The organism is Vibrio sp. 11-4(1), from assembly GCF_013048625.1.
Taxonomy (GTDB): domain Bacteria; phylum Pseudomonadota; class Gammaproteobacteria; order Enterobacterales; family Vibrionaceae; genus Vibrio; species Vibrio diabolicus.
Map to the genome: position 1 here is coordinate 18,143 of NZ_VHSY01000010.1, position 21,563 is coordinate 39,705.

20 protein-coding genes and 1 pseudogene are annotated in these 21,563 nt (G+C 44.5%); 16 read left to right on the forward strand and 5 right to left on the reverse strand.

Annotated features, from left to right (window positions below):
* Positions 1-303 precede the first annotated feature (303 nt).
* Both FKN16_RS19240 and FKN16_RS24605 read right to left on the reverse strand, forming a co-directional pair.
* A complete protein-coding gene (locus FKN16_RS19240) occupies positions 304-1,728 on the reverse strand; it encodes a hypothetical protein (protein ID WP_074190155.1) in 1,425 nt (474 codons plus the stop codon).
* 91 nt (positions 1,729-1,819) lie between these two features.
* A pseudogene (locus tag FKN16_RS24605) lies at positions 1,820-2,185 on the reverse strand (regulator).
* Between the two features lie 316 nt (positions 2,186-2,501).
* Here FKN16_RS24605 and FKN16_RS19245 point away from each other — a divergent pair.
* Both FKN16_RS19245 and FKN16_RS19250 read left to right on the forward strand, forming a co-directional pair.
* Positions 2,502-2,711: a hypothetical protein gene (locus FKN16_RS19245; protein WP_074190825.1), complete on the forward strand. Its 210-nt coding sequence runs from the start codon at positions 2,502-2,504 to the stop codon at positions 2,709-2,711.
* 162 nt (positions 2,712-2,873) lie between these two features.
* Positions 2,874-3,596: an NYN domain-containing protein gene (locus FKN16_RS19250; RefSeq protein ID WP_025559098.1), complete on the forward strand. Its 723-nt coding sequence runs from the start codon at positions 2,874-2,876 to the stop codon at positions 3,594-3,596.
* Between the two features lie 174 nt (positions 3,597-3,770).
* On the opposite strand, the gene FKN16_RS19255 is transcribed toward FKN16_RS19250, so the two are convergent.
* The 3 genes from FKN16_RS19255 to FKN16_RS19265 all read right to left on the reverse strand — a co-directional run bounded on the left by FKN16_RS19255 (position 3,771) and on the right by FKN16_RS19265 (position 6,175).
* Complete coding sequence (locus FKN16_RS19255) at positions 3,771-4,604, reverse strand: tetratricopeptide repeat protein (RefSeq protein WP_074190824.1); 834 nt, start codon at positions 4,602-4,604, stop codon at positions 3,771-3,773.
* A 384-nt stretch (positions 4,605-4,988) separates the two neighbouring features.
* The gene (locus tag FKN16_RS19260) at positions 4,989-5,255 is read right to left on the reverse strand and encodes a hypothetical protein (RefSeq protein WP_074190823.1); all 267 of its coding nucleotides are present in this window, start codon (positions 5,253-5,255) and stop codon (positions 4,989-4,991) included.
* A gap of 287 nt (positions 5,256-5,542) precedes the next feature.
* Complete coding sequence (locus FKN16_RS19265; RefSeq protein WP_131815241.1) at positions 5,543-6,175, reverse strand: hypothetical protein; 633 nt, start codon at positions 6,173-6,175, stop codon at positions 5,543-5,545.
* Positions 6,176-6,665: 490 nt separating this feature from the next.
* On the opposite strand from FKN16_RS19265, the gene FKN16_RS24420 reads away from it, so the two are divergent.
* The 14 genes from FKN16_RS24420 to FKN16_RS19335 all read left to right on the forward strand — a co-directional run bounded on the left by FKN16_RS24420 (position 6,666) and on the right by FKN16_RS19335 (position 21,561).
* Entirely contained in the window at positions 6,666-7,226 is a 561-nt protein-coding gene (locus FKN16_RS24420; protein WP_074190821.1) for a hypothetical protein, read from the forward strand.
* A gap of 11 nt (positions 7,227-7,237) precedes the next feature.
* The gene (locus tag FKN16_RS19275; protein WP_131815240.1) at positions 7,238-7,753 is read left to right on the forward strand and encodes a hypothetical protein; all 516 of its coding nucleotides are present in this window, start codon (positions 7,238-7,240) and stop codon (positions 7,751-7,753) included.
* Positions 7,753-8,565: a hypothetical protein gene (locus tag FKN16_RS19280; RefSeq protein ID WP_074190819.1), complete on the forward strand. Its 813-nt coding sequence runs from the start codon at positions 7,753-7,755 to the stop codon at positions 8,563-8,565. The genes FKN16_RS19275 and FKN16_RS19280 overlap by 1 nt, the downstream gene beginning before the upstream one ends.
* Before the next feature lie 128 nt (positions 8,566-8,693).
* Positions 8,694-11,381 carry a hypothetical protein gene (locus FKN16_RS19285; RefSeq protein WP_074190818.1) on the forward strand — a complete coding sequence of 896 codons (2,688 nt, stop codon included), beginning with the start codon at positions 8,694-8,696 and terminating at the stop codon, positions 11,379-11,381.
* A 3-nt stretch (positions 11,382-11,384) separates the two neighbouring features.
* Positions 11,385-11,732, forward strand: coding sequence for a hypothetical protein (locus FKN16_RS19290; protein WP_033905435.1), 348 nt, complete (start codon positions 11,385-11,387; stop codon positions 11,730-11,732).
* Positions 11,729-13,126, forward strand: a complete 1,398-nt coding sequence (locus FKN16_RS19295) for a hypothetical protein (RefSeq protein ID WP_074190817.1) — start codon at positions 11,729-11,731, stop codon at positions 13,124-13,126. Before FKN16_RS19290 ends, FKN16_RS19295 begins: the two co-directional genes overlap by 4 nt.
* 156 nt (positions 13,127-13,282) lie before the next feature.
* Positions 13,283-14,122 carry a hypothetical protein gene (locus FKN16_RS19300; protein ID WP_074190816.1) on the forward strand — a complete coding sequence of 280 codons (840 nt, stop codon included), beginning with the start codon at positions 13,283-13,285 and terminating at the stop codon, positions 14,120-14,122.
* Positions 14,123-14,178: 56 nt separating this feature from the next.
* Complete coding sequence (locus FKN16_RS19305) at positions 14,179-14,640, forward strand: hypothetical protein (RefSeq protein ID WP_074190815.1); 462 nt, start codon at positions 14,179-14,181, stop codon at positions 14,638-14,640.
* Positions 14,640-15,899, forward strand: a complete 1,260-nt coding sequence (locus FKN16_RS19310; protein WP_074190814.1) for a hypothetical protein — start codon at positions 14,640-14,642, stop codon at positions 15,897-15,899. Before FKN16_RS19305 ends, FKN16_RS19310 begins: the two co-directional genes overlap by 1 nt.
* Positions 15,900-15,970: 71 nt before the next feature.
* The gene (locus FKN16_RS19315; RefSeq protein WP_053307346.1) at positions 15,971-17,089 is read left to right on the forward strand and encodes a hypothetical protein; all 1,119 of its coding nucleotides are present in this window, start codon (positions 15,971-15,973) and stop codon (positions 17,087-17,089) included.
* Positions 17,090-17,183: 94 nt separating this feature from the next.
* Positions 17,184-19,808, forward strand: coding sequence for a hypothetical protein (locus FKN16_RS19320; protein ID WP_074190813.1), 2,625 nt, complete (start codon positions 17,184-17,186; stop codon positions 19,806-19,808).
* A gap of 400 nt (positions 19,809-20,208) precedes the next feature.
* The gene (locus tag FKN16_RS19325; RefSeq protein WP_074190812.1) at positions 20,209-20,532 is read left to right on the forward strand and encodes a hypothetical protein; all 324 of its coding nucleotides are present in this window, start codon (positions 20,209-20,211) and stop codon (positions 20,530-20,532) included.
* Positions 20,529-20,942, forward strand: coding sequence for a hypothetical protein (locus FKN16_RS19330; protein ID WP_074190811.1), 414 nt, complete (start codon positions 20,529-20,531; stop codon positions 20,940-20,942). Before FKN16_RS19325 ends, FKN16_RS19330 begins: the two co-directional genes overlap by 4 nt.
* Positions 20,935-21,561, forward strand: a complete 627-nt coding sequence (locus tag FKN16_RS19335) for a hypothetical protein (protein WP_074190810.1) — start codon at positions 20,935-20,937, stop codon at positions 21,559-21,561. Before FKN16_RS19330 ends, FKN16_RS19335 begins: the two co-directional genes overlap by 8 nt.
* The last annotated feature ends 2 nt before the right edge of the window (positions 21,562-21,563 follow it).

A 21,563-nucleotide genomic window follows, 5' to 3' on the forward strand; every position in this document is an offset into this window, starting at 1 on the left:
CTAACAACTGTCGGTAGACATTAAAGTTCAAAACATTTCGAATAGTTGGCTTTTCAGTAAGTCACTCTAAAATTCACTTCGTAACACTCATAAGTGCCCCATTATTGGTCGACCTTTTACTCATTCACATCCTTTTCATGGGTTTTTCCCCTACAAAAATTTATCTATTTTTCTAGTGGTGTTCGTTTGTAAATCCCCGTGTTGTATTACGGGGGTAAATTCCCACTCACTACTAACCTTGTGCACTGATACAAAAAAGCCGAACTATCAAAGCTCGGCTTAATACATCTAATCTCATTCAGGCTATTTCGATTCTTTCTTTTCTTTATTCTGAGATACTTGATCAAGCATCTTTTTGATTTCATCAATTTTGACCGAGAATGAACTATTAGCTACTTCATTTGAAGAGTTTGAGTTTGGCGAGCTTTTGTCTAGTAATTTATGTATTAAATTCATTTTTGAATTCACTCGTTGCTCAAAAATCTCATCATCTTTTAGATTTAAGCCGACTCGTTGTCGGTTTATCGTTTCTTTGACTAGGTATGCTGCTGACTGAACTGTTTTTACATCTTCGTTGTTTTGAATTACGTGCTTCATCAGCATGTGAGCAATCGTCGAAAGCATTCCAAGTAAGAAAAGGTTAATCCCTAAAACAGGGAGCCTAGAAACAAGTAGTGGCCATATTTCTTTTAGAGCTAAAGACTGTTTTTCTGTCTCCAAAGCTAACGTCATAGCACCTTCATAAATGGCATCAACAACATGCCAACCAAAAAACGCAACAAACGCTAACAGTAGTAAGTATATCGTTGTCTGAAAAAAAACTGTGCTTTTTAACGTGGTGAAGTCTTCGGAGTAAAGTTGAGCTTTACTTTTGTATTTTTCGATTAGAGCTTTCTGTTCATTTATATCCCCCTCATTTTTTTTGACAGTTTTAGCTAGCTCTTTTAGTTCTAATTCTATGGAGTTCTTTTTGGTATTTAAGCTACCAATGATTTCCTCATTTTGGGAAATTTCTTTATTTGTTTTATTGAGGCGTTCATTGTTGTTTTTAAGAAAGTCTTGAGTATCACTTGCTTGTTTGTTTAATGAGCTTAAACGAATGCCTAACTCCTCTTCTTCAGTCTTTAATTTGCTAATTTTTAACAGTAAATCAGTAGCTTCCTTTTTTTGATACTCGGACTCTTGTTTATAGTTTTCAAACTCAGCTTTATAAGATTTTACAAACTCTTTCCTCTTGCCATCTAATTCAGCTAGTAAATCCTGACCATCAGTCACAGCCTTTATCGCTTCAATTAGACTTTTTCCCCAAATTCTTATACCCGTTATCGATACATCGATATTTTCAGGTCCCATCAATATTACTTCTTCCGCCATTATTGATAGTTCAAATAATACTATCTCTTGACTGCCTTGTTCTATTTCTCTCTTGGTTGGATAATGTATCAGCTCTTCTTTTGTGTTGTGATCTACGGTACATAATCGAATGTCCTTACTATTACCTCGATAAGAGACCTCGATAGATTTAATCCAATAGCTTTCTTTGATTAAAAATAATGTCGGGTCTAAAGTGAATGGCTTCCTAGGCTTCATCCAACCCAAAGTATTTGAATAGAAATTTTCACTCCAAGTTGTTTGAGGCACTACGAACTTACTGCCGAACGCTTCGTGTGTTAAATTATAGAGGTTGATTAATCCATCCTCAGCGCTGAGTTTTTCTTCACCTGACATTGTTTTGTCCCAAAAAAAATAACCTAAAAAAAGGGATTATACATTACAATCCCTTGATTTACTGAGTGAATGATTTATAAATAAGTCTGTTTTAAACTAGTTTCTTCAAAACTCTTGCGTACTTTAGAATTCTTCTTGATACTTCAATATCGCTACTAGCACCAAGCTCGAGTAAAGCAACGCCAACTAATACTTGTTGCGCAGTGACAAGCTGTCCTGTTGGAAGTTCTAGCCGATCATGCCTCATTACGAAGTTTTCCCAATCTTCACAAGAGCTCAATTCCCTACCCTTATTCATCTTCATCAAGCGCTTACACTCTGGAGGAATGGATTTTCCCTTGTCCTATTCTTTGACCGTTCTCACAGTTTTCACACAAAGTTTGGCAGCTTCTTCGACGGTTAAACCACATTCAAATTCACGAAAAATATAGTTTTTAGTCATTTCGTGATACTTCATTGAATTGTCCCTCAAAAGAGAGACATTTTATAGGATACGCATATGCAATCGCATTCAACATAAGCGCCCAAAGTGCGTACTGTACGAAAGCTTATTAACTGGCAATATTTGACTTACAAAGAGTTATTAATGAATTGCTAATCTTCGATTTTTCGTAACGCATTTTTATCCAGAAGTGTGATGACGGATCGTGTAACACAAAAAGGCCCCAAACTTTGTTAGATCTCATTTCTGTTCAATTGTCTCAGCCTTAAATTGACCTTACTTCACCAATGCAACAAGATGCAATAATCTGCACCTATGGAGGAGTGAAAAGATGGGCAATAATTCAAAATCAATAGTTCTAAAGTTGTCACAGCAAATGGGACTTACTGTACTGGAGTTAGAAGACTGTTCACGTTGGTCTATGCTCGATATTCCAATGCATAACGTTGTAGGCAGCACTGCTCTCATCTCAAAAGATGGAAGGCAATACCATGTTCAATTCGACAGCTCTCGCACAAAGTATGCAGTGGATGAGATGTAAGATTCATATTTAGTTTTTATCCAGAGGCGCTTCCGAACGAAAAATGCCCCTTTCCTGTTTAGAGTTGTTACTCTTATCATTTCTGAACAATCCCATTTGAACAAATATTACTAATGCCGATATAGTGCAACTAACTACATAAAGGATGGTCACGCACGGATTATGGGTAACAGAAAAATCGCTGTATTAATTGATTCAGAAAACACTCCGCACTCAAAGCTAAACCTGATTATTGAAGAGCTTTCTAGTTTTGGGCAGATCATCGTGAAACGTGCATATGGTGATTTTTCTGCTGAGCAACTAAAAAATTGGAAGCAGCCTTTAAATGAGTTAGCTATTCAAGCCAAACAGCAATTTGCCTATACATCTGGAAAAAACTCCACAGATTCTTTAATGATTATTGATGCAATGGATCTCTTATACAGTCAACGGTTTGATGCTTTTGCTTTGATATCCAGTGATAGTGACTTTACAAGTCTTGCTACGAGATTAAGAGAGTCAGAGATACACGTTATCGGTGTTGGAAAAGCGATGACTCCGACTTCTTTTAAAAACGCTTGTGACGACTTTGTTGCAATAGAGAACTTAAACGCTGATGTTGATCTTGAGGAGGCACAATCAAGCTCTAATCAAGACGCAGAACGCGAACTATGGCGATTAATGCATCAAGCTTGGCAGAACTATAGAGATGAATCGGGTTGGGCAAAACTAGGTGAAATTGGCAAATATTTGAAAAGATTGAAGCCAGATTTTGACCCTCGAAACTACGGTTTGAAGAAGTTATCTGACTTTTTTGATAAATATCCAACGCGCTATAGAACCCGTAACACTAAACGCTCTGGTATGGAGTTTCAGTTGATAACAAAGGCTAGCAAACAAAAATGATTTGCAGCTTCGCTGACGTTATACGCAATTGGGTAACTCAAAATTGGCCCAAAATGAGTTACAGCTGAATGTAATCAGAGCATATCATATTTATCGCTAAACTTTTGTACCACAAGGAGTTGCTTTGGTTGGCTGTAACCGCCTTATAGGAAGTGCTAGCTCGGCCAACCTCAATCACCAGTAGCAATGTTTATATAGGGACTCGACACATTCCATTGACCTGCGTTGGGCTTCATTAATATCAGATTGGCTTAAGTCATCAAAGATTGTACTTTTCATATTTTGAATATCTTTTCCGTTGTATTGACTTATGTTTAGCCACATATAGCTTGTAATGTCATTTTTAGGTACCATTTTCCCCTGGTAGTAAATAACAGCAAGCTTGTACTGTGCGTCTTGTTGTCCATTTTTTGCAGCCAAGTTAAACCAGTGCAGAGAGTATTTGTCATTTTGTAGGACACCTTCACCTAATTCATACATTTGACCAATGTAGAACTGTGCATCTTTATTACCTTTCTCTGCGGATTGTAAGAACCAATATGCTGATTTTTTGAGGTCTTTGTTTGTGCCATCACCACGGTAGTACATTAAACCCAAATAAAACTGTGATTTGTTCTCGTCATTTTCTGCTGCTAGCTTAAAATACTTAAACGCTTCCTCGTATTGTTGAAGATAGTACAGGTAGGCTCGTCCCGCACTATATTGCGCATCTATAAAACCTTGATTTGCAGACTTAACGTACCAATCCAAAGCTTTTTTGATACTTTTTTCAACACCCAACCCTTTACTATACATCCAACCTATCGAGTATTGAGCTTGAGCATCTCCCTTCTCGGCTAAAGTGAGCCATTCTTGATAAGCAGTCTCATACTTCTTTTGGCTTAGTGCGATATATCCTTTTTCATAGACTTCATCAGGAGTTAGATTTTGTTCATTTTTGATATTGCTAGTGCCACTTGTGCAAGCATTTAAAACGAAAAGAGGAATGAAGATTAAATAGCGAAGCATAATGAAACAACCACATGATGATAATTTGAGCGTAACTATAACAGAGCTCCACCCTAAAAATATGTAGCTAATCAAATAATTAACAAGTACTTTCACCTTTTCATTCAAGTTGATTCATTAGTTGTTTTGAACTGCGTTGACAAAGATACTCCGAATCGAGCTAATAACCTAACGAGGTTATGCCCATAGCCATGCTAGAGGGCTTTAGCTAAAGCATCTATGCCCCGTTTCTTGTTAGTGGAAAGGCTCATTCACAGTCTGTTAATGCTGATTATCGATACATATTCTAATTTCTCTTCCCTTCGCGAGACACAATAAAAGGTCTGCTAACGCAGACCTTTCGTCATGGTGAATAGAACAGGTATTACGTTGAAGCCAGTTAAATCATTTAAGTGGGATATCTTCTTCAACACCACCAGATTCGAACTGAATCTTTGATACACCGAGTTTTTTTGCCTCTTGGATAAATAAATCTAAAGATTCCGTATCAAACTCCCTTTGGTACCCATTATCTTTAATAACTTCGTAAACAACCCAAGAGATCACATGTTTCAATCTTGAATCATCAACATCAAGATTAAAGGAAAATGGTTTTTCATCATTTCCTTTTTCATAGTTAACCTCGATACAAAAATGAGCTTGATGTCCCATCGAAAAAACCTCCTATATAAAACAGGTAGTCATTGTCTCAACGGGATAGCTGGTTTAGCAAAATAAATTTTATCGCATCTAGTTGTTACGTAGCCAAATGTTACTATCTATGTCTGTTTTTTGTGCTATTGAGGTAGTCATTATGCCCATGTATGGTAAATTGGTTATTTTGCTCACAAAATCTGCATTTTTTGACATCAGAAGCCCATGGGAGTGTTTTTAGCCATTGAATTAGTCTACTTCAGCCTAAAATTGAGTTGTAAGTTTAAGACAGAACCAGAGGGGCTTCAGTTAAAATACTTGTCACACCCATTCGGACATATACCTTGAGCTTTACCTTTAATAATTTCAGGCGATTGAGCCAATTTTTCACACTGTTTAGTGTACATATCATAATTTTTACTAAAATCATGAAAGTCCACTTCCACAACATTTTTGCCAGATTGACCATGAAACCTAAAGTACCCTTTATGTGAGTCTTTTAGTACCTCTAGTAGGCTATCTTCATCTTTTTCTGGTACAAATATTGATTTTCGATAAGTCTTGTTCAAACTTTTTTCAACAGAAAATGAATAGCTTTGACCATGCTCATTTTTGAAATCGATAGTGGCACCATTTCCAATACTAAAGAAGAAAGAATCTTGAGCATACAGGCTTACCATGTTGTCAAATTCATCGCACATGAAATCAAGAGAGAATGAAGCAGTTGATTTATCATCTGGTTTTAACCATACAGTAAAAGAGGTTCTAGTGGTCTCATCATCAAAAGAATCATACTCGTAATCAGTTCTGGTAATGAGATTCCATTGTCCTATATTAATGGTTTTGAGTTTCATTCCTCTTTCGGTAGGTAGGGCCTCAGCCTCTAATGGAGTAAGAAGAAAACAAGCCAAAAGGGAGAAGAGGTAGGTATATCTCATTGTCCGCAACCGTAAAAATTAGAAGAATAAGCACATATTAACACTATGATACTGATAATCACGGAGTTAATTATGATTAACCTAACCAATTAATTGCAAAGACGTTAAAAGAACATTTAATTCAGTGGTCGGGGGCAACTAAGCTAATCTCTCTCTTACGATTTGTGAGCGATATTGGTTTTTTCAAGCTACTTTCCGCCGAACATAAATGCTGTATAGCAACGCTTGATCTTTCTCGTTTACGAGCGTAAAAGTGTGGATGGCGATGCTGATAGAAGCAGAGCAGTATTTGGTGACTTGTTATACTTTCCCTTTTCCGAAACGCCCGAATTAGAGCATAAAATCTAACTTACTTTTGTCCAAAAGTGAGTTTCGGTCTTTTTTGTCCATCGACAATAACAAAGTTTAAATCGCTTACCCTATTGGTTTGAGTTAATATTCACCAAGCCTATCCCCTATCTCAAAATGCGCCGCCACTACCGGAGCGGCCATGACACCGATTGAACTACTCGAAGACGTGAAAGCGAGATTCCCTATCTTGCTCCACGACGACGAAAAGGCGCTGTTAAGCCTATTGCGTAAAGCGCTGGCCAAGTACCAAGAGATTGCCGGATTTACCACTAAAACTCGCATCCAACAAAGCGACTTAGCCGATAACAATCAGTTTGAATTACCGTCCGACTTTGCTGCAAGGCTGGTGGTCAAAGATGACCGTGGCCGTTATGTGCGTAGCGAAGTTTGGGGCAACGTTCTTGAACTGAAATTAACGGGCGCAGAAACATTCCCACTGACATTGATGTACATGCAAAACGTACTCAATGAGCCGTTTGATTCGTTCCAGCTTCCAACGCCGTGCATTAGCTTACTTGGTGACTATCTGGAATTGCTGATCACTATCCCGAACGCAGAGCGTCAACGCCGTATTGCCATCGCTGGCAAGTTGGATGTGACCGATATTGCTGCCGAACCTGACCTAGCCGCACGTAAAGCCGAGATTGAAAACTCAATGCGCGCGAACCGTGCCATTGTTCCACCAGTATCGTTGCTCTAAGCGAGGCCGCCATGAATCCATACATGCAGCTCGCCAAACGCGCGACCAATAACTTTATGAATAAACCGTGGCTACAAGGCTGGCAATGGGCGGTAGAAATCGACTCGCCGGACGCGCCAACGGACTTTGATATTTACGTAAAGGATATTGATTTTGGTGCTGGCTCTATCGATGCAGATTCATTCCAAGTCGGTTCGGGCTCGATTGCGCTGCCTACATACAGCAGTGTTGGCGAAATCACGCTAACGGTTCGTGATGACCAAAACCTGACTGTTTCTAAATGGTTTGAAAGCCGAATAAAGAAAGTCAGAAACCAAGACGGCACACTCAACATCCCCAAAGAGTACGTGTTCAAAATCAACATATTCACGCTCAATGAGGACGGCAAAAAGTCACTCTATAAGAGCTATCGAGTCTTTCCTACCAAGATTGGCAACGTGATGTTTTCACGCGAAAACGGCAACCAGATCCAGTCATTCCCGCTCATTCTCCAAAAATTTATGTCTGTAGGTAACAATGTACTGTAATGCACATTCCATCATTTCCACTACCAAGTAACATTTCAGAAGTGATTGAGTTTCGAGTCCCAACCGTGGAAGACGCTCTATTGTTCTGCGACCTCAACGAGTACCAAGAGGAAGCCAACACAACTCGCTATCTGAACCACATGCAAGACACCAGCAAGCGCCCTATGAGTGATAGCGGCCTATGGACTGGTGAAGATCGCCGCGCAGCATTGTGGTGGATTTTTATGTCCACCAGCGAGCTAGGCACTATTCCCTTTAGCTATGAGTGCGAGCACTGCAAAGAAACTCACTATCTCGACCTCAATATGGGCGAGCTAATGGAATCGGCCAAAGCGCTCAATGGATTGCCAAAACAAGAGATCACCTTAAGCGTGAAAGGCAAGTCATACCTAGCGAACGTGAAACCACTAACCGGTTACGAAGCGGAGCAACTTGAGAACATTCGCAATGAGCGCGACCAGTACGAACCGGACAGCGCTGAATGGAAGCAGCAAGCGAATCACATGGCGCTCACTGAGCTGGCCTACTGCCTAACGTTCGAAGATCAACCCAAAGACCAAGACGATGCCCTAGTGTGGAAAATCGACCTATTGAAATCGATGTACCTCAACACGGAATTTCGTGTGGCCTTTGCCAAGGTTGAAAAGTGTCTACGCAATGCGCGTCACGGATTGCTCACCAAGTACGACGAGGGGCGTTACTACCTAGTCGCCACCATTCCGCAGTGCCAGAAAGTTATCGAGCAAGGAGGTGAAGCAACTCGAACGTTGCTCTTACCCTTTCGGAATAACGACTTCATTACAACGTTTTGATTACGTTGGTTGGAACGTACTGATTGAGAACTTAACGATCTACGGTGGCCAGCCTATCGATGCGGTATTCAAAACACCTCAAACGATGGCCATAAGCCTAGATAAAGCGCTCCAAGACAAGGTGAAAAATGGACAGAAACCAACAAGAGGTTGATCTTTCACTGGTTGTTGATGCAGTGAAGCGAGCCAGTGACAAAGAGCTGACCGTGCTATCTGAGATTAGTCGCAAACTCGATGGCAAGACTCTACCAACGAGCCAACAAAAGGCCGTCCTTGCAGTGGATACAAAGGGCATCGAAAAGGCGGTAACTAAGGGCGTTTCCAATGCCTCTCTTAACGTCTCTACCATTCCGAGCGTTAATCCACAAAAAGGATCAAAAAAACAATCAAGCGGCACACCTAAACCAAGTGCAACCAAGACCAAGCGTACAGGTGAAATTGAGTTGTCATTTGCGCCTAAAACACAAGCCAAGCCGGACGCCAAAGCGATCGAGAAAAGCAGCTCTGTAAGTGGCGTAAAGTCGATTGCTGACACGCTGAAAAGCGAGGACGCGCGCGAGCCAGTAAAACAAGCGCCTGTTGTCGTGAATGTAGAAGCGCCAGAATCCAATTCTGAACGTTTGGATACCTCAATCCTTGATGATGTGCCAGAGAAGTTAGAAAAGGCTGTCTCTGACGCACTGGCAGAGTTTGAGGGCTATTGGGAAGACGCTGACGGCAAGCTTCGACGCTCCGATGGTCGCTATGCGAGTAAGCAAGAGCAATCGGCTTACAAGAACGCACAGCAAACCGCATTAGAGCGCCAAATTGAAAAGCAAACCGACACGGAAAAGGAAAGCCAGAACGTTTTTGCCAAGGTGGCCACCAGCCTTAAGCAACTGGCCATCAATAACGTGAAAGAGTTCCTACAGGAAGAAAACGACGCGACCGATGCGGCTGGCGCTGCGGCTGGTGGTTCGTTCTTCTACTCCGCTAAAGAGCTTTATCACTTGGGGCAAGACGCTAAAGAAGCATTGGATGATGTGACTGAAAAAGCCACCTCAACCAAGGACAAGCTAAAAGAATCGAAACTAGGCCGACTCTTTACCCGAGGCAAGCAAGCGCCAGAGGTAGACAGTCATGCCGTCACAGCCATAGAGACAGTTAGCCATGAACAATTATCAGCGACAAAAGATTCGTTCGAGACAAGCCATTCAACGCAAATTACGCCTAGTGATCGACCTAACCGTGATGGTGCCAGGGGTAACGTGCCTGTCAATCTTGTTGGGGGTGATTCTAGCCGGATAAGCACAGCTAGTGAGATCAAAAGCACCAAAGAACAGAGCTACCGAGCAAACATGCTTGAAGTGCTCCATGAATCGAGTGCTGATCGTGAACGCCAATTCGATGATGTACTAGATAAGCTCGATGATCTGATTTCGGCAACCAAAGCAGCGGCGAACGATGGTCAAGGCGGTTTATTTGACTTGGCTGGCGATATGTTTGAACGCCGAAGTGGTCGTAAAGCTGGCGGTAAGCGTGGCCGAGTTAAATCGGTAATGTCGGGGATTGGCAGTAAAGCCTCAAGCGTGGCCAGCAAAGGCGCATCGATGGCGGGTGCCGCTTTTAAGGGCATGTCTAAAGTCGGCTCCGTTGCTGGTAAGGCAATTCCTTTCCTTGCTCCGGCTTTAATGGCCTACGAAGCGTTTAGCGGATTTACAGACCAAGACAAGCAGAAAGAGACGTTCAACCTCAAAGATGGCCAAGAGGCGACAACTGGCCAGAAAAGCTCAATGGCATTGGCGAACGTGCTCGATTTGGGTGGCCTAGTCAGTGGCGGTGCTGGTTTGCTTGGTTCGGCGCTTGGGGCGTTCGGTTTTGATGGCGCTAAGGAAGCATTGACCTTTGATTCTGGTGATATGGCCAAGGGCATTTACAAGCTGTTTAGCGGCGAGATCGAGGGAGAAACAACGGCTAAGAGTTCTAAATTCGAAAGCGAAACTAATCACTCTAAGAGTGAAAGAGCTCAATCAGAGAAAGAAGAACACCTTAAAAGCGCCGAAGCCTACCACACTGCTAAAGCGTCCAATGACAGCCAAACCATGCGCGAACTTGATGCGAAAAACTCAATTCAAGTGACCTCTCAAGAGGTATCGCAAAAGGCCAGCGAGCAAGGGATTAGCTACAAAGAAGCTTACTTAGCTGTAGAAAGAGAAAAACGTATTAGCCAGGACAAACGTGTGCAAGTGGCTAATGAAACGGGCATGGATATGTCCGGTATGGTCGAGCATCCCGAGCTTGGTCAAGTTTACTCGCCAGATAAGAAAGCTGAACAAGTGGCCGTCGTCGATGCGGAGATCAAACGCCGTAAAGAGGCCGAGGCCGTAGCCGCACTAACCAAGGCTGCAAACAACACGCAAACCAACAGCGTGACCACAGCCAGTCATGAATCATCCATCAATACCGAGCTAAGTAACCAGAAAACGGAGTCTCAATCCGTGGTGAAAGTGGACACCGAAAACACCTCGAATAAGACGGTTGCGACTCAATCATCCATCCAACGCAATGAGCGAGTTAGCGAGCTGCAAGCACAGGCAGCAATGAAAGACCTCAAAGAGAGCGGCAAGCCTCAAACCGTGGAACTTAGCAAACATTCACTGGATGCCATTGGGCGCGCGGTTAGCGGCAGTGATAACAACAAACCGACCACTATCTTTGCAGCGCCTAGCGGCAGCTCAAGCAAAGACAAGCCAGCGTCAGCCACTAAGGCTAGCGGCTCTATTCCTCTCAACTTTGATGACCGTTCGTTACAGCGTCAAAGCGCTGATATGGAGTAATAGATGAGCCAAGAAATTGATTACTTACTACGGGTCGATATTGACGGTGTAAAAGTAGCCGATGAGAAACACGCGATCGTTGCGCGCGTCTCTGAATGGCTCGATACACCTCAAGGCCAAGTTTGGGGCGCTCCTAAATGGGGCAACAGATTAGGGGCATACAAGCATGAACCAATAAACGAAACCACAGCAGCAGCTATCGAAAACTCAATCCTATTAACCCTCCCAATTGACGTGAAAGACGCGGTGGTTCAAGGCATTGCCGTAGAGCCAAGCGTGAACGGTATCGATGCCTACAAATTGACGATCGTTGTGAACGGTCAAACGTTGGAGAGAGGTATTACGTTTTGAGCAAGTTAGAAGAAGTCAAAAAGACCTTTAACGAGGCGATTGCTGGTTCAAGCTGGTGGTCGCGTCATATTGGTTCGCAGTTCGTTGACTACCTTTGCTTATTTGTGGCCAAGATTGTTGAACGTATGGCAGCAATCAGTAGCCGTGCATTGCAAGAATCTTATTTGACGCTAGCCACTAAACGCACCTCCATTTTGGCGGGTGCTGAAACTGAGGGCTATGTAGGTCGAAAAGCAGCGCCATCGAAAGGCCGTGCGCTAGTGACCAATACCGGAACAAAGCGCGTAACCTTGCCGAAATACAGCCAATGCGTTGCTGACAATCAATTGCGCTATACGCTAATGGAAGCCATTAATTTGATGCCGCAAGAAAGCGCCGCAGTAGAGGTGCAACAGTTCGAAGTGTCCAAAATGACCTACACGGTCGATGAGGGACAGAACTGGTTGGCCGTGGCGTTCCCTCAAGAGCTGACTAAGCGTATTCATAACATCATCGTGCGCGTGAACGGCGAGCAATGGACGCACGTTTTTAAGTTTCGCAATACGGACGGAAAATCCAAAGCCTACATGGAATATTACAAGCCAACCGACCAGCTAGGCGTTCGCTTTGGTAACAATAATAACGGTCGCGCGCCAGCGACAGGTGATGTAATTGAGTTTGAGCTATGGCTGACTAATGGTGTAACTACCCTACTCGATGCGCAGCCTTTAGAGCTTATCGATATGGGGATTCAAAGCGCCTATAAAGACCAACTCTCAATCAAAACGTCCACCAGCATCATCGGCGGTGCAGAACCAGAAGACATTGAATCAATCCGAAACAACGCCCTTTACTCGCCAATCTATGACGAGCAGATAGCGTGGGACTCGGATTACATGACCTTTGTTAAGCGCAATATTTCTGGTGTTACTTGGTTGTCGATTTGGGGTGAAGCGGAGCAGGAAAAACTCACAGGAACGCCGGACGTTCGCAACATCAATACGATCTTTATTTGTGCTTACTCTGCCGATAAAACCGACGAGATTTTGAATCAGGAAATCCAAGTTCTATTCGCTGGCCGAGAGGGCTATAACGAGCGCTATAAGCTGGTGGAGCGTAAGGACGTGCCATTTACCGTGACGGTCAAAGGTAAGCTTTACCCAAGTTCAAATCCAGAATGGGCGACAAAGGTGCTGGCCGATGCGTTAGATGAGAAATTTGGCAAACAGACAAGTCGTAATGAGCGCATTACCAAAAACCAAATTTGGGATGCCATCCAAGAGCTCAACGTGACTTTGGGTATTAAAGAGTTTGAGGTTGAAGTCGTTGGGATTCTTGACCGCATCCCGATTGATACTTACCACTATTTAGATGTGAATGCGTCAACCATTCAACTGAACTTCGATTACTCATAGAAGTTTTCGCACGGAGCAAGAAAGACACGGATGTTTTCGCATGCGAGAACTTTAAAACACAACATACTATATAGTTTTCGCATGCGAGAACTTTAAGAAGCATCATCCCGTATAGTTTTCGCATGCGAAAACTTTTACACCAATAAGGCGAAAAACATGGCATTTGGAGACTTTAGAAAATGGCTATCTGGCCAGCTAACCAAGGCGCGTCAAAAGGAAACCGCTTGGGTAGATTTAGCAAGCGCGATCGCAGAGTCAATTGAAGCGCACGTAGAGTCATACATTGAAAAGCTTAAAGCGCGTTCTTCACTGTACGAAATGGACAAAGAATCGCTGCTAGAAGACATTAAAGAGCTGCGAAAAATCTTCCCACTAGGCGAAGTGGCCGATGAGGATTTGCCACATGTTGTGATGCAGCGTAAGGACGAAATACACTTTAAAAAGACCATTTACCCACTTATCTCAACGCTCGCGCGTGAATTTAAAGGGCTACGTGTTAAGTGGGAACGAATCTACGCGCCAGTAGATCAAGACCGATTCCCATACGGCACGTTCTTAGTTCCCGAGTCAGAGTTAGAGCTGCAAAACGGATTAAACCCGAGCGACTTTTTCCTGACCAGTCGCGGCGCTATTCGCATCCCTTTGAACGACATTGCAGGTGAGGATGGTATTACCGAGGAAGCCATTCGAGCATTCGAAGCAAAGATTAAGCGAGTGGTGCATCCTCTTATCCCATTACGTATTGTTTTAGATGGCCAATTGTATTCTATTGAATTTGAAGTCATGGATATGGTGGAAATACCTAACTATTCTGACCATGTTACGGTTGGAAAACAGACCACGACCGATATAGAATCAACACCGAGCTATAAACAGGATTTCGTTCAGACTGGAACGACGACACAGGAAGAACGCCCTGTTAGCCCTATGTATGGTACACCTAGAATGGATGCGATCCCCTTAGATGCGATCTCCATTGATAGACGGTACTATTAACCCTATTCCTATTCCCCGTCCCATTAAAGCGCCACGACTTATACGAGGTCGTAAAGGTGCTTACACAAAAAGTAGTCCTATCGCAGTGTGAACTGCTTAACCGTTATTACGACGAACGCGCCTTGTCGTCGTTGCCTACCAATGGTACTGAGCCTTATTTCCAATTTGGCGATCTTGAATGGGGTTTTGACCTTATCCAAGAAATTGAGGGCAAGCCTAGCTGCATGCCTATCCCACTGGATAAGACAACCGTTGAAAACGTGTTTTACCGCTCTAAGGCGAACTACGCCTATGTGAACGGCAATATCGTAATCACGGCAAACTTGCCAGCGGGTACGCTAGCAGAAGATGAACAATACCAGTTCTCATGCGTCGGCGTGAAAGATGCGAGCGGCGGTCTGATTCTAGTGGCTGTCACTCAACCAGTTTGGATCTACTCTGACCGTGGTCTATCGATAGAAATCGTGATTAACACGGCTCGCACGGATAGCGCTCAATTGGCGCAGGTAGGTTCCTAATGAGTCGCCCAAACTTCGAAGAAACGATCATCATCCCGCCACTGCTAACGGACTGGCAAGCGCTACCGCTTATCACCGATACGCAGTACCTAGAACCACTGGCCAGTAACAGCCTAAACCGTAAGTTTTACGGCATCGTTCGCGCTGGTATTTTCCGTGGCTTTGAATGTGCTCCGGCTGGTGGAATGAAACTGCGTGTGAGCAGTGGTGAACAATTTGGCGTGGCGTTGGTTGAGCGCGACGACTATGTGTTAACCGTTCGACAACAGCACGATGTTGATGTGGAGATTCCGGCTGGTGCCACTTCTTATGTGGTGCTCGAAGCGTTCTATAAGTTTGGCGTAAAGACAAAACAAGTCGATTTAGCGTCAGACATTGAAGCGTCCGAAATTAAGGTGCTTCCGCAGGAAGCGGTTGAAGATCATCATTTGATATTGTGTCGCGCTACCGTGCCAGATGGCGTTACCCAACTCAAAAGTGAACACCTTAACTTTGATGATCGTGAACAAGGCGGTTATGACCTACAAGGTCACGTTTCACATCCCGATCCACATAAGCAATATGCGATGCGCGCCGAAGCCAATGCACACTACGCAGACCGTGAAAACCCGCACCATGTAACCAAAGCGCAAGTTGGCCTTAGCTTGGTAAACAACTGGGACGCAACCAGTCAGATAAACGTAGATAACGATCAGCTTTATGCCACTGCGAGAGCCATCAAGTTGGTTCACGACAAAGCTGCTGCTGCATACAACAAGTCGGTTGAACATTGGCCGTACATTGCGTCTGGTGGCGAAACAAAAATCGCATTGCCTTACGAAGTGCCGGAAGTAGATTCATTGTCTATCCAAGGTATCGTGCAGACCAAAGACAGTGCTTGGCAATTCTTGAAAGACACTAATGAGGTTGAAGTAGCCGAACCACTTGAAACGGGTGATGAAGTGGTGATTACTCTAGGTGCCCCATCTCTAAGCTCAAGCTCTATCATTGCCGAGCTTCAAGAGCATATCGATAACCTTGAAGCCATCATAAACAGCGGTATCGCTGGCGCGCCTACGGAAGTATTCCATAGCCACTTCGCTAGTACATCGAATACTTTCACTGTTCCACCAGTCTTTGAAGAACGCGCGATTAAGCTGGTGTTCCTACAAGGTGTGCAGCAATCAAAAGATATTGCTTACACCATCTCACCGGACGGTGATGTTATCCAGTTTGTTGACGAAATTGCAGCAGGAACGGAGATCACCTTGGTCGGCTAATCAGTTTTCAAATTCCCCTAGCCCTATTCCCCATAAATGCCCTTTTTACTAACAACGAAATTGGATTTTTTATGGCTACACAAAACAAATTAACTCGCATCAACCGTCTTGTTTCTGATCTTTCAGCGCAAGACGTTGGTGCATTACCAGCGGGCGCTCGCGCAACAGACTCATCAAAACTAGAGGGGAAAACCAAGGCACAAGTTGTCAGTGAAGCGCGCTCGAATCTTGTCCCAACTTCTCGCACTATCAATAACAAACCACTAACGGGCGATGTGACTCTGACTCACTCAGATGTGGGCGCAGCGCCAGCAAGCCACACGCACGACTACATCCCTAACAACAAGAAAGGCGTTGCAGAGGGTGTGGCTACGCTAGATAGCACTGGTAAGATCCCACAAGGCCAATTGCCAGCTATCGCTATCAAAGAAACGTTCCCTGTTAAGTCAGAAGCGGAAATGCTTGCTCTTACAGCGCAAGAGGGTGATATGGCAATCCGTTCGGATCTGCGTAAATCATTCGTTCTTATGCGCCAACCAGCGAGCACACTAGCGAACTGGCAAGAGCTGTTAACGCCAACAGATGCGGTTTCATCTGTTAACGGCCAGCGCGGTAACGTAGTGCTTGAAGCTACAGACGTAGGTGCTGAACCAGCGTTTAGCAAAAATACAGCATTTAACAAAAACTTCGGCACTAGCGCTGGCACGGTTATGCAGGGTAATGACTCTCGTGTTGTTAATGCAGTGCCAAAGACTCGTACCATCAACGGTCACGCGCTAAGCGCAAACGTCGAGCTAACAGCAGAAGACGTGGGCGCACTAGACGCTGGCGCAACTGCCGTTAACGCAGCGAAGCTTGAGAACACCACTAAATCGCAAATCATTTCACAAGCGCGTAGCGGTCTAGCGGCTAGCGGCGCGTCATACACCAAAGCGGAATCTGACGGTAAATATGCAACCAAAGATAGTCTAGGCGCTTCCATCAAAGACGCGATCCGAACGGTGGATATTACTGTCGAAGCTGCATCAACTACGGTCACTCTGCCAGCGGGTACAGTCTCAGCAATCCTTGTTCTAAGTGTGTGCGGCGTAATGCAGAACGCAGGTGTATGGAGTCTATCTGGTAACACAATCACGTTCGGTGAACAGCTACAAGCTGGCGACATCGTGACGGTTATCGGCTTCAAGTAAACATGACCTTTCCTTTCCTACTTCCCCATTAACGATGTGCTCCGGCGCTTTGTCGGAGTTGCTGGTCAATGAATTGAGAAAGGCATATTTCTGAATGGCATTAAAAAAATTGACTCAAGTTGGTGGTAGTCCAGCTCGAAAATTGCGTGAAGAAATCACGACAAAAGTGGATGAGCACGCTAGCAATAAAACGAACCCGCACGGAGTCACAAAGGCACAAGTAGGCTTAAGCAACGTACCAAACTATCCAGCCACCAGCTCGGTATCAGACACGTCCAACAGTAAACTGGCGACCGCTGGTGCTGTTAAACAGGCATACGACAAAGGCGTTGATGGTTTAAATCGCGGTAACGCAGCTTATGACCGCGCAGAGCAAGCAGAGACAAACGCGAACAAGCACACCGACGAACGTATCAGCACTTTGATTGGTGGTGCGCCAGCAGAAGCGCTAGACACAATCAAAGAGCTAGGTGATGCGTTAATGGATCAAGAAGATGCGGTAGCGGCCATTACAACCAATATCGCTCAACACAAATCCGACACATCAAACCCACACAAGGTGACAAAAGCTCAAGTTGGCTTATCCAACGTGCCTAACTACGCATTCACAGCGGCGATTAATGATGCCAGTGATGTGAAATTTGCGGCAGCAGGTGCCGTTAAGAAAGCGTATGACCTTGCAGCATCGAAAATGACACAAGCGCAAGCCGATGGCCGCTACCTAAAACAGTCTGGTGGTACACTGACTGGTGGCCTAACCATTGATGAGGGCAGTTCCAATGTCTCTCAATTGCATTTAGGCCATGCAGGTAAGCGATTCCATGTAGAAACGAAAACCGATGGCACATTTGACATTGTAGAGAGTGACGTTTCAAGTCGATTGAAGATCCGCAAAGGTGGTGAAACAACGCTATACGGCTCAATGAACGCAACAGAGTCGGTTTCTTCTAACCGTAGTGTTGAAGTGCAAGGTACGCGCTCAGGAAATAGCGTTCCCGCGAGCGAGCAAGTTAAGCTGGATGGCTATGGAGTGATTGGTAATCGCCGTGCTGTTTACTTTACTAACGGCTCTAATTCATCTGATGCTTACGTTCAAATAGGGGTTGGTGGCGCTCACAATGGAGGGGATGCTAAGTTAGACCTGACTCGCTCCAAGCTTCATTCCACCGTCCCTATCGAAGTTCAAGGACAAAAAGTTGTCACAGAGGCATTCAACCGCACAGAGGTTGTGCGCACCTCTTTAGGTAGTGACAACTCTTGGTGTTTGGTTGCCAATGTAACGATGCCTCAATCAAGCTCTACTGCGGTTATTGAGCTCTTTGGTGGTGCTGGCTTTAACGTCAATCTGCATTATCAATCATCACGACATCAAATGATTCTGCGAGCCAGTAATAACAACCCTAAAGGCCTAAATGGCCAAGTGATCACAGACCATCCTAGCGGCTTGCCATTTAGTGAGTTTGGCTGGGTGAATACATCGGGTGACAATTACGCAATCTATGTGAAAACACGTAGTGCCTACAGTACGAACATCCTAATTCGATACATGTGTAGTCACACAATTACGCCTTACGTTAGCAACAAAGGTGCGACTGAGCCATCGGGTATTGTTAAAGGGCGAATGGTCACTAGCTATACGTCTTACAATAAAGACTTAGGGGCAATTAACTCTGTTGACGGAAAGGGTTTAGAACTTGATTACTCTACAAAGAAAACTTGGATTGGTTCTCGTAATTCTTCTTGGTGCCACATCCAAACGGAGGCAACGAGTGGTTTCTATTTCTACAATCCCATCGTAGCTTCTTCGGGTCTAAATATAAATTTGAACCAAACCTTGGATTTTGGTGGTAAGACAGGGGTTAGAGCTACAGATGGTTCTTGGCTTCGCATCAATGACTTAGGAGCATTTAGTGCTGGTGTCTTTTTCGGTAGCTCATTGGTTCGTACTGATGGACAGTTTACTTCTGGTTCTTGGCATTCCAAAGCAAAGGCAGCTCGTGTAGCTCCTAACTTCTATGATGGTACTTGGGGTGGTAACGGTTATGCTGCTTACAGTGTTAATGTGCCAGACAGTGTAGGTGCTCATTGGGCTTTTGCCTCTTACTACGATGGAACTAACATTCGTGCTGGTATTCAGATTCTTACTAACTCTGATGGTCGGATTAGATTATACACTAACCGTAGAAGCAAGTATGTCGAGGTATATAGTGGCAACGTATATGCGGGTGCGCCTCAAAGCTCGGCGGGTCACTCATTAGCGCGCAAGGATTACGTAGACTCTAAAGTTGCTTCTTTGAACCGTAGCGGTGAGTCTGCTATTGGTAGCGGAGGACAGTTAAGGGCGGGAAATATCACAATTGGCTCAACCACATGGGAATACAAGGATTGGATAGGCCATTATCTCGATCCGTTTGATTTGGTTGCATACAATACTCCGGTGTCAGGGTTTGATATTCGTGTTGCAGGTTATTACGACATTCAATGGACTCCGATACGACGACGAAATGCCGTGAATGACTCGATTGTTTACTCAGCCATTACTAAGAACGGCGTTATCATTTCAGAGTCAGAGAGCTTGTCTAACGACTATTGTGCATCCACGATCACTTGTCGATGGGTTGGGAAGCTAAATCGCGGCGATTTAATTCAGTTCCTAGACAGGGGCGCGTCAACGGCGGTTAAGGGTTCGCATTTCTCGATCCGCTACATCAAGCCATAACCATCAATCTAAGGGACACGATGCTGTCCCTTTTTTGCAAAGTTTTCGCATGCGAGAACTTTAAAACATGTCATTCCCTAAAGTTTTCGCATGCGAAAACATGGGCGCATATTGATGCGAAAGCCAATATTTATATAATCTGCCTTGTCAAACATCGATTCGACTCGACTATCCTCGTTGTAAGTTTTGTTTGCGTTGCCGCGCAACAAAACGCTTGGACTTGCCTCTCGCCTACCTTTTGGGTGAGAGGCTTCTTTTTTATATAGGCTCTTGAAATATAAATTTTTTTCCGCAAACCAGCCCTATTTAATACCTATTCAAAAGTAAGTAACGCCCGTCTATTGAGCAAAAGACATAATTCCGAATACACTCGCTAGGTAACATATAAAAGGGGGATTTAATGCCAGTGTCAGTTGTTGGTGAGAGCTTTGCGATTAGCGTACTGGCTCTATCTGTCCTCAGTGGTGTTGGGTCATATCTCCAAGGCATACGCGAGCAACGTTTGGCTGGTGGATTCCTTGATTTTTTAACCGAGCTAACGCTGGCGTTGGTGGTCGGTTTGATAGTCGCTTACTTGTGTGAAAGCGAGGGGGTGGAGGCTGGTTACACCAGCGCGCTTGTCCTCATTGCGTCGAACAACGGAGCAGACTCGATCAACTTTATCCGCAAGCTGACTAGCCAAACGTTAGCGAGATTTTTTAATACCGGAGGGCAAAGCAAATGATGGCATTTGCAGTGATTGGCCTAGCCATTGCTGACCGATTTTTGCTTAAACGAAACGCAGTAAGAATACTGCATGCAAACCAGATGGACGATCCCGATGTGATTCGATTCGTTCTTGGTTATCAATCTCAGCGAGCCATAACGAGTGGGACTTTAACCTATTCGTTGCGCAGTAAGAAACGACCAAAAGCCGTCATTACTCGCACACGTAAGCTCGACTTTTCACACGCCGGAAATAACAGCGAATACCTAACGTTCGACCGCAAATTGCTTGAACGTGAAGCAGGGGAAAAGCTACACGGCGAGTGGATTCTGGACGTGAAGATTGAGCGCTCCTGTTCCCTAATCAATCCGCTATACAAAATCTTCCCTACCTGTACGACATATTCAGAGGAATTTGAAATTGCGTAACAACAGCAAGTTTGCACTAGACCAGTCGCACAACTATGTGGTGGTCGATTTTGACAACGTGACCGAACGCGGCCTTAAGAGTCTGATCACTGCGTTAAAACAAGCGGGTGCGACTGTTACAGACGTAGAAGCCTCGAACAAGAAAACGAGACGAGACGGCGAGACAGTAAAACGCGCCAAACTGTTCTTTGATAATGGCCAGTCCATGACGCTGTTTGTGGGTGATGAGGGTGACATTTTCCAAATGACACTGAACAACACGAAACAGCCTATCCCAAGCGTGAAGAACGAGCGCGAGCTTGCGCGTGAAATGGTTCGCCTAATGGAGCGCAACCAAAGCAAGTTTGACAAGCAAGTGGCTCGCAAAGCGGCACAGGCCGTTAAAGACACCTCAGACATTCAACCAGCCACACGTTCTATTGCTAAGCGATTGGAAGAAGCCAAGGCAGCCGAGCAGGTTGCACAATCCAATTACACCAACGCCCTAGCCGCTCGGGACAGTGTTCGCACGAAGTTGGAAGAAGACCAACGCCGTGTAGCCGATCTTGAAGCTGCATTAGAGCAAGAGAAGCAAGAAACCAAGGAACTTGAAGCGCAATTAGAGGCGGCAAAGTCTTGACA